15 protein-coding genes are annotated in these 15,647 nt (G+C 58.9%); 4 read left to right on the top strand and 11 right to left on the bottom strand.

What is annotated here, in order from left to right; translation table 11 throughout:
* Positions 1-201: 201 nt before the first annotated feature.
* Positions 202-666, top strand: coding sequence for a chemotaxis protein CheW (locus tag FBZ97_RS04395; RefSeq protein WP_069612836.1), 465 nt, complete (start codon positions 202-204; stop codon positions 664-666).
* A 269-nt stretch (positions 667-935) separates the two neighbouring features.
* Here the strand turns inward: FBZ97_RS04395 and FBZ97_RS04390 are convergent, their stop codons facing one another.
* Positions 936-1,430 carry a CreA family protein gene (locus FBZ97_RS04390; RefSeq protein ID WP_113332922.1) on the bottom strand — a complete coding sequence of 165 codons (495 nt, stop codon included), beginning with the start codon at positions 1,428-1,430 and terminating at the stop codon, positions 936-938.
* 61 nt (positions 1,431-1,491) lie between these two features.
* Between FBZ97_RS04390 and FBZ97_RS34270 the strand changes: the two genes are divergently transcribed.
* Positions 1,492-1,632 carry a hypothetical protein gene (locus FBZ97_RS34270; RefSeq protein ID WP_156090740.1) on the top strand — a complete coding sequence of 47 codons (141 nt, stop codon included), beginning with the start codon at positions 1,492-1,494 and terminating at the stop codon, positions 1,630-1,632.
* Here FBZ97_RS34270 and FBZ97_RS04385 read toward each other — a convergent pair.
* Positions 1,619-2,062: an SRPBCC family protein gene (locus tag FBZ97_RS04385; RefSeq protein ID WP_145316742.1), complete on the bottom strand. Its 444-nt coding sequence runs from the start codon at positions 2,060-2,062 to the stop codon at positions 1,619-1,621. The two genes, FBZ97_RS34270 and FBZ97_RS04385, sit on opposite strands and share 14 nt — an antisense overlap.
* A 38-nt stretch (positions 2,063-2,100) precedes the next feature.
* Positions 2,101-2,430, bottom strand: a complete 330-nt coding sequence (locus FBZ97_RS04380; RefSeq protein WP_197044198.1) for a metalloregulator ArsR/SmtB family transcription factor — start codon at positions 2,428-2,430, stop codon at positions 2,101-2,103.
* Positions 2,431-2,761: 331 nt separating this feature from the next.
* Here FBZ97_RS04380 and FBZ97_RS04375 point away from each other — a divergent pair, with 331 nt between their 5' ends.
* On the top strand, positions 2,762-3,298 hold the full coding sequence (locus FBZ97_RS04375; RefSeq protein WP_113332920.1) for a GNAT family N-acetyltransferase: 537 nt from the start codon (positions 2,762-2,764) through the stop codon (positions 3,296-3,298).
* 42 nt (positions 3,299-3,340) lie between these two features.
* On the opposite strand, the gene ligA is transcribed toward FBZ97_RS04375, so the two are convergent.
* Positions 3,341-5,491, bottom strand: coding sequence for an NAD-dependent DNA ligase LigA (ligA, locus tag FBZ97_RS04370; RefSeq protein ID WP_145316739.1), 2,151 nt, complete (start codon positions 5,489-5,491; stop codon positions 3,341-3,343).
* Between the two features lie 346 nt (positions 5,492-5,837).
* On the opposite strand from ligA, the gene FBZ97_RS04365 reads away from it, so the two are divergent.
* Positions 5,838-6,578, top strand: a complete 741-nt coding sequence (locus tag FBZ97_RS04365; RefSeq protein ID WP_113332918.1) for a CDP-diacylglycerol diphosphatase — start codon at positions 5,838-5,840, stop codon at positions 6,576-6,578.
* A 21-nt stretch (positions 6,579-6,599) separates the two neighbouring features.
* Here FBZ97_RS04365 and FBZ97_RS04360 read toward each other — a convergent pair whose 3' ends face one another.
* The 7 genes from FBZ97_RS04360 to FBZ97_RS04330 all read right to left on the bottom strand — a co-directional run bounded on the left by FBZ97_RS04360 (position 6,600) and on the right by FBZ97_RS04330 (position 15,639).
* The gene (locus FBZ97_RS04360; RefSeq protein WP_145317584.1) at positions 6,600-7,232 is read right to left on the bottom strand and encodes an acetyltransferase; all 633 of its coding nucleotides are present in this window, start codon (positions 7,230-7,232) and stop codon (positions 6,600-6,602) included.
* A 201-nt stretch (positions 7,233-7,433) separates the two neighbouring features.
* Positions 7,434-9,107 (bottom strand): DNA repair protein RecN, encoded by a 1,674-nt coding sequence (gene recN / locus FBZ97_RS04355; RefSeq protein ID WP_145316737.1) that lies wholly within the window; start codon positions 9,105-9,107, stop codon positions 7,434-7,436.
* Between the two features lie 12 nt (positions 9,108-9,119).
* Positions 9,120-9,989 (bottom strand): outer membrane protein assembly factor BamD, encoded by an 870-nt coding sequence (locus FBZ97_RS04350; RefSeq protein WP_173002438.1) that lies wholly within the window; start codon positions 9,987-9,989, stop codon positions 9,120-9,122.
* Between the two features lie 288 nt (positions 9,990-10,277).
* A complete protein-coding gene (lpxC, locus tag FBZ97_RS04345) occupies positions 10,278-11,234 on the bottom strand; it encodes a UDP-3-O-acyl-N-acetylglucosamine deacetylase (RefSeq protein ID WP_069612526.1) in 957 nt (318 codons plus the stop codon).
* Between the two features lie 329 nt (positions 11,235-11,563).
* The gene (ftsZ, locus tag FBZ97_RS04340; RefSeq protein ID WP_113351968.1) at positions 11,564-13,300 is read right to left on the bottom strand and encodes a cell division protein FtsZ; all 1,737 of its coding nucleotides are present in this window, start codon (positions 13,298-13,300) and stop codon (positions 11,564-11,566) included.
* A gap of 102 nt (positions 13,301-13,402) precedes the next feature.
* Entirely contained in the window at positions 13,403-14,734 is a 1,332-nt protein-coding gene (ftsA, locus tag FBZ97_RS04335; RefSeq protein ID WP_069612528.1) for a cell division protein FtsA, read from the bottom strand.
* Positions 14,731-15,639 carry a cell division protein FtsQ/DivIB gene (locus tag FBZ97_RS04330; RefSeq protein ID WP_186449443.1) on the bottom strand — a complete coding sequence of 303 codons (909 nt, stop codon included), beginning with the start codon at positions 15,637-15,639 and terminating at the stop codon, positions 14,731-14,733. The genes ftsA and FBZ97_RS04330 overlap by 4 nt, the downstream gene beginning before the upstream one ends.
* Between the last annotated feature and the right edge of the window lie 8 nt (positions 15,640-15,647).

Below are 15,647 nucleotides of genomic sequence, written 5' to 3'. Positions count from 1 at the left end.
AAAGGCCGAATTCGACTTCACTCGCCGCCCGAAAGCGCGGCAAACCTCTTTATTCCAGAAGGGCATGACGCCCGCCGGAACGCCAGGCGTATCTTTCGCCGAAGCACCGGACGCTGCCGCTGCCCAAGCCGCTCCAGCCGATCTCTCTCTTCAATCGCGAGCGTCGCTTGCGCGGCGATGCCAAACGGGAAGTTCTCGAATATGACGAACGCCATCAAGCAATCGGGCACCTATCTGGAAATCGTCTCCTTTCACCTTGGCGATCAGGAATTCTGCATCGACATCATGGCCATCCGCGAAATCCGTGGCTGGGCTCCTGTGACGCCGATGCCGCATACGCCGCCTTACGTGCTCGGCCTCATCAACCTGCGCGGCGCCGTGATCCCGGTCATCGACATGGCCTGCCGCCTCGGCATGAAGATGACAGAACCTTCGGAGCGTTCCGCAATCATCGTCACGGATATTGCCGGCAAGCTCGTCGGCCTGCTGGTCGAACAGGTCTCGGATATGATGTCGATCAAAAGTGAAGATCTGCAGCCAGCTCCGGAAATCATCCCCGAAGCACAGCGCGCCTTTTGCCGCGGTATCGTGGCATTAGAAAAGACCATGGTCTGCTTCCTCAACCTCGATACGGTCATTGCGGATCAGTTGGCACAGGCAGCCTGATTTCAATAAGTTAGCTTACCCAAAGAAGATCGCCCTGGAGCCAAGCTCCAGGGCGATCGCTTTTTATACAACCGGTTTTGGCAGGGGTGTAGCCAATCACACGGTCTTGCAGGCCGTGAACAGGGGCGAGAGTCGCCTCCCTGTTCGCCTTCGAAATTGCATCAAAAAGGTGCAAACCGAAAGCAACTAGAAGGAATTCGACAACCCAAGAGTATGACTTTTTTTGGTATTATCTTTCTACGGGTTATTTTTGAGGTACGTCGATACCGTTATTTTGGCTTGCCATTCTTCCACGTAACCTGCTGGCCGAACAAGGGGATCGTCGAAATGGCCATCTTGGCAGAGCCATCCGTCAGCTGGCGCGAATGGATAAGATAGACGAGCGTGTCATTCTTCTTATCGTAAATGCGGGTGACAACCAGCTTCTTCCAGATGAGCGAAAGCCCGGCACGAAATACCTCCTCACCGCTCTGAGACAGGTTGATATCACCGATCTCGATCGGACCGGTTTGACGGCAAGCGATGGAATTATTGGAAGGATCTTCGAACCAGTTGCCCTTGCGCAACCGGTCGATCACGCTGCGATCGAAATAGGTCACATGGCAAGTGATGCCCGAGACTTCGGGGTCCGGCACGGCATCGACCAGAATATCATTGCCCGTCCAGTCCACCCCGACCTTGCCGACAATTTCGGCGGAAGCGGAAATTGGGGTTACGGCCAGAAATGACGCGGCAATGGCGGCAAAGAGTTTGGGGGAACGCATCGATCATCCTCTAACAACAGGCGCCGGGAGCAAGAGCGGCATGGCTAAGGTAAGATGGTCCATGAGCGATGCAAGATGGGACGCCTATATCCGCGTGCAACGCTTCACGATCGATGAGGCGGCGATCCACACAATGGACGCCGCCGCCAAAGCAACGGCGTCTGAACACATGCAGGCAGTGCGTCACCTCACTTCTGGCTGATTGCGACCGTTCCGGTTTCCAGCAGCGACTTGAGGTTGGACAGGATCTTCGGCCAGCCACCGGAGACCGCCTCGATAAACTTGGAGTTTTCAACCTCGATCGTGTGGGCAACGGTCAGCTTCACCACACCGTCCGACGGCTCCAGCTCCATCACGCAGCGCGACCAGCCTTCGGCCTTCAGATCCGGGCGCCACTCGTTGCGCCAGTTGATCGCGAGCCGCCGAGGCGGATCGAACTCGGCAATATCTCCCGCATCGGCAACCCGGCCATCCGGAAAGAGCATTTTCCACGGCGATCCAACCTTCCACTCGGTGTCGTGGACCATATCGAACCAGTATTGCTTGATGAATTCCGGCCTGGTCAGCGCCGACCAGAGCTTTTCCGGCGTGGTGCGGATGAAGGTGACGTAGACGAATTTGCTTCCAGTCATGCCATTTCTCCTTGTTTGAATTTTATTGCTTCTTGAGCTCAGGGCCCACCCTCGCCTTCCAGCGCTTTTTTCAAGGCCGAAAGCGTATTCAGATGCCGCTGTTCGAACTTGTTGATCCAGCGTTCGGCGATGCCGTTGATTGGGACGGCGTTGATGAAATGCAGCTTCTCGCGTCCTTGCTTCTCCGTGGAGATCAGATTGGCCTCCTCCAGAATGGCAAGATGTTTGGCAACCGCCTGGCGGCTCATGTCCAGATCCTCGCAGAGCGCATTCAATGTCTGCCCGTTCTGCTCATAGAGCCTGTCGAGCAATTGTCGCCGGCTGGCATCCGCCAGCGCCTTGAAGATCGCATCATCATCCACGGACATGAAACCATTTGGTTGCCTTTCTTTGTTTATAGGCAACCAAATGGTTGCCTGTCAAGTGATATGTGAAGCGAAGCAACCCCATCGCGCCGTGGGGCGACGGCGGTTCCATCAAGGGATTTATGCAAGCAACGATTGACAACTTCCGCATCGCGTCGGATCATCCACCCATGATCGCAAACCGCACAATCGTGATGCACCTTCACACCATCTCTCCCCTTGCAGGGCGAGTGGAAGCCGTGTTGCGCTAAGCTGACCGCGATCCATCTCAACCCTGCCGAGGCGAGCAGGGTTGAAGCCTCCTTGCTCTCCTCATCAATATCAAGGAGAGCCCATGTCTTTCGAAGAGCAAGAACCCGCCAAACGACGATCAGGCAAGGTCGGCCCGGTAACGGTCCGTGCAACCCGCCCATCCGATGCCGAGGCAATCGCAATCATCGCCAATCTTCCGGGTTTCCGCGCCGGCACGCTTCGCCTGCCGTTTCAAAGCGTCGAAGACACGCAGCGATGGCTGGACAAGCACGATCCCAGCGCCACACGCCTCGTCGCGGAGGTGGACGGAAAGGTCGTCGGCAATGCCGGCATGAACCGCCTTGCCGGCCGGCGGGCTCACAGCGCTAGCATTGGCATGGGCGTGCACGACGATTTCACCGGCTGCGGCGTCGGCTCCGCGCTGTTGGGCGCTCTCATCGATACCGCCGATAACTGGCTCGCCATCAAGCGTCTGGAATTGACCGTCTATGTCGACAATGCGCGGGCGATCGGCCTCTACGAGAAATTCGGGTTCGAAACCGAGGGGCGTCTACGTGCCTTCGGTTTCCGCAATGGCGAATACGTGGATGCGTTCACGATGGCGCGGCTGAGATTCTAAGCAATCACACGGCGGCGAATATGATTCCGCCGCCGACCATCATCAGCCGATCAAATCCAGCCACTCGTCCTCGGTCATGACCCGGACATTGAACTCGCGCGCCTTGTCGAGTTTGGAACCGGCACCTGGTCCGGCCACGACGATATCGGTCTTCTTCGACACCGAGCCGGAAACCTTGGCTCCCAGGCTCTCAGCCTTCGCCTTGGCCTCGTCGCGGGTGAACTTTTCCAGCGAACCGGTAAAGACGACGGTCTTGCCGGCGACGGGACTGCCTGAGGTCACCGGCTGCTCCGCTTCTTGAGGCTGAACCTCCTCCAAAAGCTTCGCGATTACCTGCGTATTGCGCGGTTCCTTGTAGAATTCAACGATGGCTCGCGCCACCACCTCGCCGATGCCCTCGATATTGTTAAGATCGTTCCACGCGTCGCCGGCAAGCGGCGCGGCTTCCTTCATCGCTGTTTCGAAGGCTTCGTAGGTGCCGTAGGAGCGTGCCAGAAGCTTGGCCGTCGTCTCGCCGACGTGGCGGATGCCAAGCGCGAAGATAAAGCGATGCAGGGCGATCTGGCGCCGCTCGTTGATCGCGGCGTAAAGTTTGCCGACACTGACCTTGCCGAAACCTTCGATATTCTCAAGCTTCGTCAGTGACGCCTGCTGACGCTTTTCCAGGGTGAAGATGTCAGGCGCGGTCTTTATTTGCAGCGCCGGATCCTCGCTCTCGAAAAAGAAATCGATCTGCTTGGAGCCGAGGCCCTCGATATCGAAGGCGTTGCGCGAGACGAAATGCTTGAGATGTTCGGTCGCCTGCGCGCGGCAGATAAAGCCGCCGGTACAGCGGGTGACGGCATCGACCTTCCCGGTCTTCTCATTGATATCGCGCACCGCGTGGCTGCCGCAGACCGGACAGACTTTGGGGAACTCGTAAGGCGCGCTCGACGCCTCCCTCTTCTCGAGCACAACATCGACGATCTGCGGAATGACGTCGCCCGCCCGCTGCACGATCACCATATCGCCGACCCGGATATCCCGGCCATCGCGGATCGGCTCGCCCTTGTTGCCGATGCCCTTGATGTAATCGGCATTGTGCAGAGTCGCATTGGTTACGACAACACCGCCAACCGTGATCGGCTCCAGTCGCGCAACCGGTGTCAGCGCACCAGTGCGGCCGACCTGGATGTCGATGCCGACCAGACGTGTGAAGGCCTGTTCCGCCGGGAATTTATGCGCAGTCGCCCAGCGCGGCGAGCGCGAGCGGAACCCAAGGCGGGCCTGCAATTCCAGGCTATCGACCTTATAGACGACACCGTCGATATCATAATCGAGATCCGGCCGCTGCAGGCCGATCTCCTCGTAGTGGCCGAGAATGTCGGCGACCGAACTTAGCCGCTCCATCAGCGGATTGACGGGAAAGCCCCAGGATTTGAAGGTCTGCACCATACCGTATTGCGTATCCGCCGGCATGTCGGACATCTCGCCCCAGGCATAGGCGAAGAACTTCAGCTTGCGGCTCGCCGTCACCTTCGCATCGAGCTGACGCAGCGATCCGGCGGCCGTATTGCGGGGATTGACATAGGTCTGCTTGCCCTCGGCCTCCATCTGTGCATTGAGCGCCAGGAAATCGCTCTTGGCCATATAGACCTCACCCCGCACTTCGACGACGGAGGGAGCGCCTGCTGGCAAAGTCTGAGGGATTTCCTTAATGGTCCTGATATTGGCCGTAACATTCTCGCCTGTCGTACCATCGCCGCGCGTCGCCGCGCTGACCATGCGGCCATTCTCGTAACGGATCGACATGGAAAGTCCGTCGATCTTCGGCTCGGCAGTAAAGGCGATCGAATTATCCGGCAAGCGACCGAGGAAACGATAGACGCCGGCGACGAAATCCTCGACATCCTCCTGTGAGAACGTGTTGTCGAGCGAGAGCATCGGCCTTGCATGGACAACGGGAGCAAACGTCTCAGATGGCGCGGCGCCGACCCGTCGCGACGGGCTGTCGGCGCGAATCAATGCGGGAAACCGCGCCTCGATCTCGTCGTTGCGCCGCTTCAGCGCATCATATTCGGCATCCGAAATCTCCGGCGCATCCCTGCCATGATAAAGCGCGTCGTTGCGCGCGATCTCCGCAGCCAGGTAGGCAAGCGCCGCGGCCGCTTCCTCCTCGGTCAAATCCTCGACGGGCTTCTGTTCGGTGCTCATGAATCTACACTCCCCGATTTCGAAGATGTTTTAGAGCACTTCCGCGAAAAGTGCGAAGCGGTTTTCAGCTCGGGGCACGTAAAAACAAAGGGAAAAATCTGCAATTCAATTGCCGGACCGATAAAGGTGGCGGCGCTGCTCACGACAACTTTACGCCGTGATCTGTCGTCCTTGGTGTTACAGATGCGGGAAGCATCAGCGTCCAGTTAGCCCAGGTGGAATTCCCTATCCAATTCCTGGGGCAGCGGCTCTTCCGCGTCTATCGCAGAGGATTTAAGGTAGGCTATATTATGAGAAGCACGTCTCTGGAAGTGATTGGATCATTGGCAGAAATTCGAAATCACGCATGAAGCACCGTCTTACCGTTCTCTCTATTTTCCTCGTCGTTGCAGTCTTGATCATGAGCTCATTCGTCAGCCGCTCCGCTTTGGGGCTGGTCGTCAGAGCCTGTGAAATCAACTCCACCCTGACAGGGTCGCCATATCCGTGCCTCAAGATAGTCCAGTCGCAGGATCCATTGTCTTCATACGTTGTTCTTCGCGAGCCGGCTGACAAAGAGCGCACCATCCTTGCACCGCTCGCCGATGTACCCGGCATCGAAGACCCACGCCTTCTGGTCACGGGAGCGCCGAACTATTTTGAGGAAGCGTGGAAAGAGCTATCAGCAATCGATCCGCGCTCAACGAAGGCTTCGAGACAGAATTTTGCTCTGGCGATAAACGCCGCCAGTTGGCGCACACAAGATCGGCTTCATATCCACATGGGGTGCGAGACACCTCGCTTTCGCGCGCTCTTGAAGGCCCATGCGACGGAAATTGAAAGCGGCCGGTTTACGGACTTGAAGACCCGAGCTGGTTGGTGGGCAACTTTCCATACGGCCGATGACCTTTCGAATTTGAACCCGCTGCAGCTCGTCGCAGATGGTGTCGATGGCGCTCGTTCAAATATGGAAAACGTCGTGGTCGGCGTCTTTGGCGCTGCATTGCCCGACGGGCAGCATGGCTTCTATATTCTGGCAAGAATAAACGAAGCCTACAAATCCCGTGGCTCCGCGGAGGATATGATCGATCCCAAATGCCGGCTCTGATGCATGTCGCTCAGACGCGGATCAAGACCAGCGCTCGCAGAAGGCCTCGATGTCGCTTGACTGAAAATCGGCAAGCCGCTCCATGATGGTTTCGAAAGGCCAATCCCACCAGGCGATGGACGTCAGTCTTTCTGCAATGGTTCGCGTGAAGCGCTCTCGAATGAACTTGGCGGGAATACCACCGACGACAGTATATGGTTGGACATCTTTGCTGACGACCGCGCCCGCTGCAAGCACGGCGCCGTTTCCAACCTTTACGCCCGGCAAAACAATCACGCCATGACCAATCCAGACATCGTTGCCGATGACAGCGCGGTCTTCCTTTCGCCGATCGAAAAAGGCCTGGTCCCGCACGGCGCCCGCCGCGTAATATTCCGGACAATAGGTGAAACGATGCATGGATGGTCGGTCCATCGGATGATTGGGAGCGCCAATTCTGACCTCCGCCGCAATGGCGCAGAACTTTCCAATCGTTGCGTCACCGACAATGCAGCGCGGCCCCAAGTAAGAGAAATCTCCGAGTTCGGCAGTGTGCAGAGATGTGTCCGCCAAAATCTCACAGCATCTGCCGATGCTCGAATCCCTTATGTTCGCCGTCGGGTGGATGACGGTTTCTGCGATTTTTGGGCGATTGGGCTGTGTGGTTGAGTGCATTGACGGTCTCCGGATTCCGGGCCTGCCTAGCCGGGGACGATGAAGGATATATGACGCAAGACCGTCGAAAAACCGAAGCAAGATGCCGACGGCAGATGACGGGTTCAGGTGCGTTTCAGCGCTATAGTCGCTGAGCTTGCTGCTATGCCCGCCTCGGGCAAGTCGCCACCGGCATCTGCTCCGACAACATCACAGGAGAGATCACCCGTTACCGGCCAGCAAGCGCTTGGCAGCCGCCCTCGCCTCTTCGGTTACCGAAGCACCCGCGAGCATGCGGGCGATTTCCTCGGTGCGATCCTTCGGCTCCATGGTGGCGACGCGTGTGGAAATTTTTTCCGAGCCGTCCGCGACGGGTCCCTTGGAGATCAGGAGATGGGTTGCAGCGCGGGCAGCGACCTGCGGTGCATGGGTGACCGACAGCACCTGCACGCGATCAGACAGGCGCTTCAGCCGCTGGCCGATCGCATCCGCGACCGCGCCGCCGACACCAGTGTCGATTTCGTCGAAGACGAGGGTCGGCGCCGAGCCGCGATCGGCAAGCGCAACCTTCAATGCCAGAAGGAAGCGCGACAGCTCGCCGCCGGAGGCGACCTTGGTGATCGGTCCCGGCCGCGTGCCAGGGTTGGTCTGCACATGGAATTCGACAACGTCGATACCCTCGGCCGTCCCAGCTTCTGAATCGCTTGATATCTCCACCATGAAACGCGCACGCTCGAGCTTCAAGGCCGGCAGTTCGGCCATGACGGCTGCGGCCAGAGCCTCGCCGGCATGGTGACGTTTCTCCGACAGATTGCGTGCGGCGACATCATAATCCGCCTTGGCGGCGGAAAGCTCGGCAGCAAGGCGCGCCAGTCGCTCTTCGCCGGCGTCGAGATCGGCTAGATCCGAAATCATGCGTGCGGCCAGGGCCGGCAGTTCCGTCACCGGGACGGAATATTTACGCGAGGCACCTCGCAACGCGAAAAGACGCTCTTCGACACGCTCAAGTTCGCGCGGATCATATTCCGTTTTGCGGAGTGCTGCCTCCACTTCCATCTGCGCGTTGGACAGCTGATCGAGAGCAGCATCCAGCAGCGCCACTGTATCCTCTAGAAGACCGGGCGCCTCATGGCTTTTTCGCTCCAGTCGGCGCACCAACGATGCGATATGCGGCACGGGCGATGCGTTGCCATTGAGGAATTCGGAAGCCTCGGCGATATCCCCCGCAATGCGCTCGGCTTTCATCATCCGCGAGCGCTTCTCAGCCAGCTCATCCTCCTCACCATCCTGCGGCGAGAGCTTCTCCAGCTCCTCGACGGAGGCGCGAAGATAGTCCGCTTCACGCGCTGCCTTCTCGACCTGCTCGCGATGCTTCTTCAAGGTGCGCTCGGTATCGCGCCAGATTTTGTGCAGCCTGCCGACCTCCTGCGCCTCTTCGGCGAGGCCGGCAAAGGCATCCAGCAAGGTGCGGTGCGCGTCGGTATCGATGAGCGCTCGGTCATCATGCTGACCGTGAATTTCGACGAGAAGCTGGCCGATCTGGCGCATGAGCTGCACGCTGAGCGCCTGGTCGTTGACAAAGGCCTTGGTGCGGCCATCGGCGGACTGCACACGGCGGAAAATCAGATCGCCGTCATCGTCGATGCCATTTTCGCGCAGGAGCTTGCGGGCCGGATGCTGTGTACCGACATCGAAAACCGCAGTCACCTGGCCGCGATCCTCGCCATGGCGCACGAGCCCGCCATCGCCGCGCCCGCCAAGGGCCAGCGACAGACTGTCAAGCAGGATGGATTTGCCCGCACCCGTCTCGCCGGTCAGCACCGAAAGTCCGGACTCGAAGGCAAGATCCAGCCGCTCGATCAAAACGATATCGCGGATCGAAAGCTGGATCAGCATCTGCGCTCAATCTCACGTCCCAAGAAGAAGTTTCTTGCCCGCTCTGGAAATCCAGGAGCCCGAATTTTCGCTCGGCTCCACGCCACCCTTCTGCAGCAGCTGATAGGAATCCTTGTACCAGCGGCTGTCCGGATAGTTGTGGCCGAGAACGGCAGCTGCCGTTTGCGCTTCGGGTACGATACCCATCGCATAATAAGCTTCGACGAGTCGCGCCAGGGCTTCTTCGATCTGGTTCGTCGTCGGATACTGCTCCACCACCACGCGGAAGCGGGAGATGGCAGCCAGATAATCCTTGCGCTCCAGATAATAACGGCCGATCTGCATTTCCTTGCCGGCGAGCTGGTCGCGGGCAAAGCGGATCTTTTCCTGAGCGTCGCTGACATATTGCGACTTCGGATAGGTATTGACGAGCTTGGTCATCGCCTCGATCGTCTGCTGTGCTGCACGCTGGTCCTGCGTCACGTCGACGATCTGTTTGGCATAGGACGAACCGACCAGATATTGCACATAGTCGGCATCTTCCGAGCCCGGATATTGCTTGAGATAGGTATTGCCGGTCTGTACCGCCTCATCATAACGGCCCGTGCGATACTTCACGAAGGTGCTCATCACCAATGCCTTGCGTGCCCATTCGGAGAAGGGCTGCTGCTGGTTGATAGCATCGAACTTCTTGCCGGCTTCCGTCATGTTGCCGGCCTTGATGTTGGCAAGGCCCTGATTATAGAGCATCTCCGGTGGATCGGTCTCGACACCGAGCTTGGTGATGTCGATATCTTTTTTCGTATTACACCCCGTCACCACCGCACCGGTACCGGCCAGAAGGAGCGATACGAGCAAAGCCCGTGCTGTGATATTCATGCGTTCAGACCTTGCAAAACCCATCGGATGACTGTCCCATAGCCGTCGTTGCGGAGACGGCGTTCTCTCGCTGGCGTTTCTAGCCGCAAAAACACCATCAGGGCAACGCATTGATGGTGCATTAACGCATTTTTGTGGCAAAGACCGCATATCCGCAGCCTTTAATCACTGTTTTGACAGGGATTTCTCATATCGGCCCGCACCATCCTGCCGCCGCTTCGCGACCGAAGACAAACCCGATGAGTCGTCCGTCAAAAAAAGAGCCGCCCTTCATCAGAGCGGCAGCTTTGTCTCATTTCGATCCCGAAAAAATCACGCCGACCAAGGAGCGAATTCAGGCGCGTTGACCGCAATGAACTCGCGGCCGTGACCGCGCTGGCGAGGTGCCGAGGTTTCGACGACCTCGTAAGCCGAAGCGTCGCTGAGCAATGCCTTCAGGGCATTCGCATTCATGCGATGGCCGCCGCGATAGGAGCGATAGCAACCAATGAATTGTGCACCGGCGAGAGCCAGATCGCCAACGGCATCGAGCGTCTTGTGGCGGACGAACTCGTCCTTGGGATAACGCAGGCCTTCGACGTTGATGACGGTATTGTCGTCCGAAATGACGACCGAATTTTCCAGCGACGAACCCAGCGCATGGCCCGAAGCCCAGAGGGGCTCGACATCACGCATGAAGCCGAAGGTACGCGCGCGCGACAGTTCCGTCTTGAAGGTCTCAGCGGTCAGATCGCCTTCCCACTTCTGACGGCCGATCAGCGGGCATTCAAAGTCGATCTCGACTTCGAAGCGCGTGCCATCATAGGGGCGGAACTCGCACCAGGAACCGCCAGCTTCGATCCGCACCGGCTTGATAACGCGGATATAGCGGCGCTTGACACCGAGCGAAACGACACCCGCCTGCTCGATCGCCTCGATGAAGGGATAGGAGCTGCCGTCCATGATCGGCATTTCCGCACCTGACACCTCGACGACGACGTTATCGAGGCCGATCGCGTAGATCGCAGCCATGACGTGCTCGACCGTCGCGACAGAGCGCGCCGGAGAAAAGCCGAGAACCGTGCAGAGATCCGTGTTGCCGACCTGCGAGGAAACGGCGCGCAGTTCGGTCACATCGCCATTATCGTGCAGACGCTGAAAAACGACACCGGTGCCGGCTTCGGCGGGGTAGAAGGTGATCGACACATTGGCACCGGAATGAACGCCAATACCGGAAAGTGTCACAGGGTTTGCAATGGTGGTCTGAAAACCAAGCAATCCAATTGCCATGTAATTCTGCCTTCGTCTATCTGATCCAGGCCGGGCGGTCATCTTCGGACGCTTACCCTTATCGCCGGTTCAGTCTGTTAACTATGCCACGCACCTCACATACATTCGTCTCCGAATGTGATTCAGCGGGCTTGCTTGATATCTACATACGCGCCAGGGCATCGCATTCCAAATCACTGTTTCTTTCGTTTTGTTACGAAAGCAGCCAATTGAATTCGTTGGATAATTTTAAATAAGACAATGGTTATAAAATAAGAAAATCCGGAGCCTTTCGGCCCCGGATTTCTCCAATATGGTTAGCAACCTATTAAAGGGCTGCCTGTTGCGGGTCAGTTCGACTGGCGGCGCAGGAAGGCCGGAATCTCGAGCTGATCGTCCTCATGGTTTGCCATGCGTGCCTGCGGAGCCTGGCGGCCGTGATCGTCGAGATTGCCACGGCGCGGAGCATAAAGGCTCGCTTCCGGCGACGGCGCACGACGCTGCTGCGGAGCGGCGTTGTTCGTCGGAGCCATCATGTCGTCGAAAGCCGGATCTTCTTCGCGGCGGCCGAGCGAATTGGTGATTCGCTTCAGAAGACCCATTGGGCCACGCTCTTCGGTCGCCTGGGCGGCTGCCGGCTGGGCGCGGTGTTCCATCTCGGCCTTAACGACCGGTGGGAAATCCTCGACCTTCGGCATGCGGACCTGCTCAGGAGCCTGACGGATGACCGGCTGCTGATGCATGACCGGCGCCTGCTGCTGAGGCTGAACCGGAGCTTGACGGACCGGCTGGGCTTCCGGGGCTGCTGCGAAGATGCGGCTCTGCGGACGGAAGTTATCTTCCGGCGCAGCGGCCTGCTGCATAACCGGCTGCTGCGGCACCTGAGTCTGCCGGCTCATCTGGAATTCCAGTTCGCGCTCCAGATCGGCCTCTGCTGCACGAATGGTCTGGGCGACCGGATCCACGGTACGAGGAGCCGGAGCGGCAGCCTGTGCGGTTTGGGCCTGCGAGACGTGGGCAGGCTGAACTGCGGCCGCTGCCGGAGCGGCGGCCGCGGAAGGACGCATAGCAGGCTTTGCGGCGGGGCGGAATTCCATGCCTCTGTCGGAAGCCTCGTTCATCGCGCGGTCGATGCCCGTTGCGACGACGGAAACGCGAATGATGCCCTCAAGCGATTCGTCGAAGGTGGCGCCGAGGATGATATTGGCGTCGGGATCGACTTCTTCGCGGATGCGGGTTGCAGCTTCGTCGACTTCGAACAGGGTCAGGTCACGGCCGCCGGTGATCGAGATCAGCAGGCCCTGTGCGCCCTTCATCGAGGTTTCGTCGAGCAGCGGGTTGGCAATGGCAGCTTCAGCAGCCTGCATTGCACGGCCCTGGCCGGAAGCCTCGCCGGTACCCATCATCGCGCGGCCCATTTCGCGCATGACCGAACGGACGTCGGCGAAGTCGAGGTTGATGAGACCTTCCTTCACCATCAAGTCGGTGATGCAGGCAACGCCCGAATAGAGAACCTGGTCGGCCATCGAGAACGCGTCGGCGAAAGTCGTCTTGTCGTTGGCGATGCGGAACAGATTCTGGTTCGGAATGACGATCAGGGTGTCGACCGACTTCTGCAGTTCCTGGATGCCCATCTCAGCGAGACGCATACGGCGGCCGCCTTCGAAGTGGAACGGCTTGGTAACGACGCCGACGGTCAGGATGCCCTTATTGCGAGCGGCCTGCGCGACGACCGGAGCGGCACCCGTACCCGTACCACCGCCCATGCCGGCGGTGACGAAGCACATATGCGTACCGTTCAGATGATCGATGATTTCATCGATGCACTCTTCGGCAGCTGCACGGCCAACTTCCGGCTGCGAGCCGGCGCCGAGACCTTCCGTGACGTTGACGCCGAGCTGGATGATCCGCTCTGCCTTCGTCATGGTCAGCGCCTGGGCATCCGTGTTGGCGACGACGAAATCGACGCCCTGCAGGCCTGCCGTGATCATGTTGTTGACGGCATTGCCGCCACCGCCACCAACACCGAACACGGTGATTCGCGGCTTAAGCTCGGTGATATCTGGCTTATGCAGCTTGATAGTCATTGTACCCGTTCCTTCTCTTTATGGCCGCATCGCCACGCCGGCCAATTCACTCGATTTCACTTGCCTGACGCTTGCCCCGGACTGATTTCCGGGATCAGGCACTCAAAAACTCTCTTTCAGCCATTGGCCAACGCGGCCGATCCGGCTGTTGTTACCTCCAAACGACGAGAGCAGACCGCTGCTCGGCGCATGTGTTTCCATGTCTGCGACCTGCGGATAGATCATCAGTCCCACAGCGGTCGAAAAAGCCGGCCCCTTGGCTGCCGTCGGCAAACCAGACACGCCCATCGGACGACCGATGCGGACATTGCGGGCAAGTACCCGGCGCGCCACATCGGGCAGACCGGTCAGCTGGCTGGCACCGCCGGTCAGGACGACGCGCTTGCCGACGATCGGGCTGAAGCCCGAACGCTGGATGCGATCGCGAATGAGCTCGAGAGTTTCCTCGATGCGAGCCTTGACGATGCGCGACACGAGCGCCTTCGGCACCTGTGTCGGCTGGTCACGCTCGTCTTCGCCGATCGGCGGGATGGAAATCAGTTCGCGCTCTTCCGAAGAATTCGCGAGAGCGGAAGCATGAACGACCTTCAGCCGCTCCGCATCCTCGATGCGGGTGGAAAGGCCGCGTGCAAGATCGGTGGTGACATGATGCCCGCCGAGGCTGACGGCGTCGGTGTGCACCAGCTTGCCCTCGGCAAAGACCGAAATCGTCGTCGTGCCGCCGCCCATGTCGATCGCAGCGCAGCCAAGCTCGACTTCATCGTCAACGAGGGCTGCAAGACCGCTGGCATAAGGTGTCGCCACCATGCCTTCGACCGAGAGATGCGCACGGTTGATGCAGAGCTCGAGGTTGCGAAGCGCCGCGCGCTCGGCCGTCACCACATGCATGTCGACACCAAGAGCGTCGCCGAACATGGCCAGCGGATCGCGAATGCCGCGCTCGCCATCAAGGGAGTAGCCCGTCGCCAGCGAGTGCAGCACGGCACGCTCCTGACGGATCGACTGCTGGCAGGCTGCGGCCAGAACCTTCTTGAGATCGTTGGCCTCGACTTCCTGACCACCGAGATCGATGGTCGCGGTGTAAATATCGCTGCCGAGACGACCGGCCGAAACGTTGACGATTAGGCTGTCGACGGTCAGGCCCGCCATACGCTCGGCGGCATCGACCGCAAGCCGGACAACCCCTTCCAGCGCGTCGAGATCGGCGATCACGCCAGTCTTGATGCCGCGGGAACGCTGATGACCGATACCGATGATCTCGATGTTGTGGGTGCGGTTCGGGAGAACTTGGCTCTCCTCGCGCGGCGTCAGACGACCGATCATGCAGACGACCTTCGTCGAGCCGATGTCAAGGACCGACACGATATGCGACCGCTTCGAAGACAAAGGCTTCAACCGAGGCAGGCCGAAATGGGACGAACCAAATAAGCTCATGTATCCTGACCTGCTTTCTTCAAAGCCTTGTTTCTTGCATCGACTGCGGCCTGGCGACGAATTGCGGCATCCGGAGTTAACTCAATGGCGGTACGATCATCGATACGGAGATCGACGGCAGCGATATCGCGCTGCAAAAGATTTTGCTCCTTGTCGAGCTTGGTCAGCCGCGCGAGCGCATCATCGATATTGTCTTCCGGCAATTTGATGATCACGCCGTTGTCCAGATAGAGATCCCAGCGACGACCGGCGACACGCACGAAAGCCTTCACATGGCTGCGAACATCGGGCCACTTGGCAAACTGGTCGTCGATGGAGGCGGCTGCGGTTTCGGCATCACGACCGACGAAGAGCGGTAGCTTTGCAAACTTGTTGTCGCGCAGCGGTGCAATCACGCTGCCGTCCTTCTGGATCAGAGAAAGCTCGGAACCGTGCTGCCAGATCGCATAGGCCTTACGCTCCTTGAGCTTCACCTCGACAGTCCGCGGATAGACCTTGCGAACCTCGACATTCTGAACCCAGGGCAAGTTGGCAATCTTCTGGCGGGCGGCATCGGCATTAAGGGCAACGAGCGAGGTCGTACCGTCGAGGCCGAGCAGCTGCAGGATCTCGATTTCCGAGGTCTCGTCATTGCCGGAGACCTTTACATCCTCGATCGCAAAACCAGCGGCAGAAGTCGTCGCTTCCGCGACCGCCTGGGTATGACCACCAACCGACATGCCATAAAGGCCGGTCGCAGCAAGAAGAACGAGGGTCGAAACAGTACCCGTATGAGCCGGAATATTGATGCGACCCGAACCGAGACTGACTAGGAAGCGAACAGCGCGGCGCAGCGGACGCGGCAGAACGAATGCGTCCTCAACCTCGTCGATGGCGAGCGGGACGCGATGACGGGACCGCCTCATATTTTTGA

This window comes from Rhizobium sp. ERR 942 (assembly GCF_007828395.1).
GTDB lineage: Bacteria > Pseudomonadota > Alphaproteobacteria > Rhizobiales > Rhizobiaceae > Rhizobium > Rhizobium dioscoreae.
Note: the sequence above shows the minus strand (reverse complement) of the source record. Positions and strands in the feature narration are given on the sequence as shown.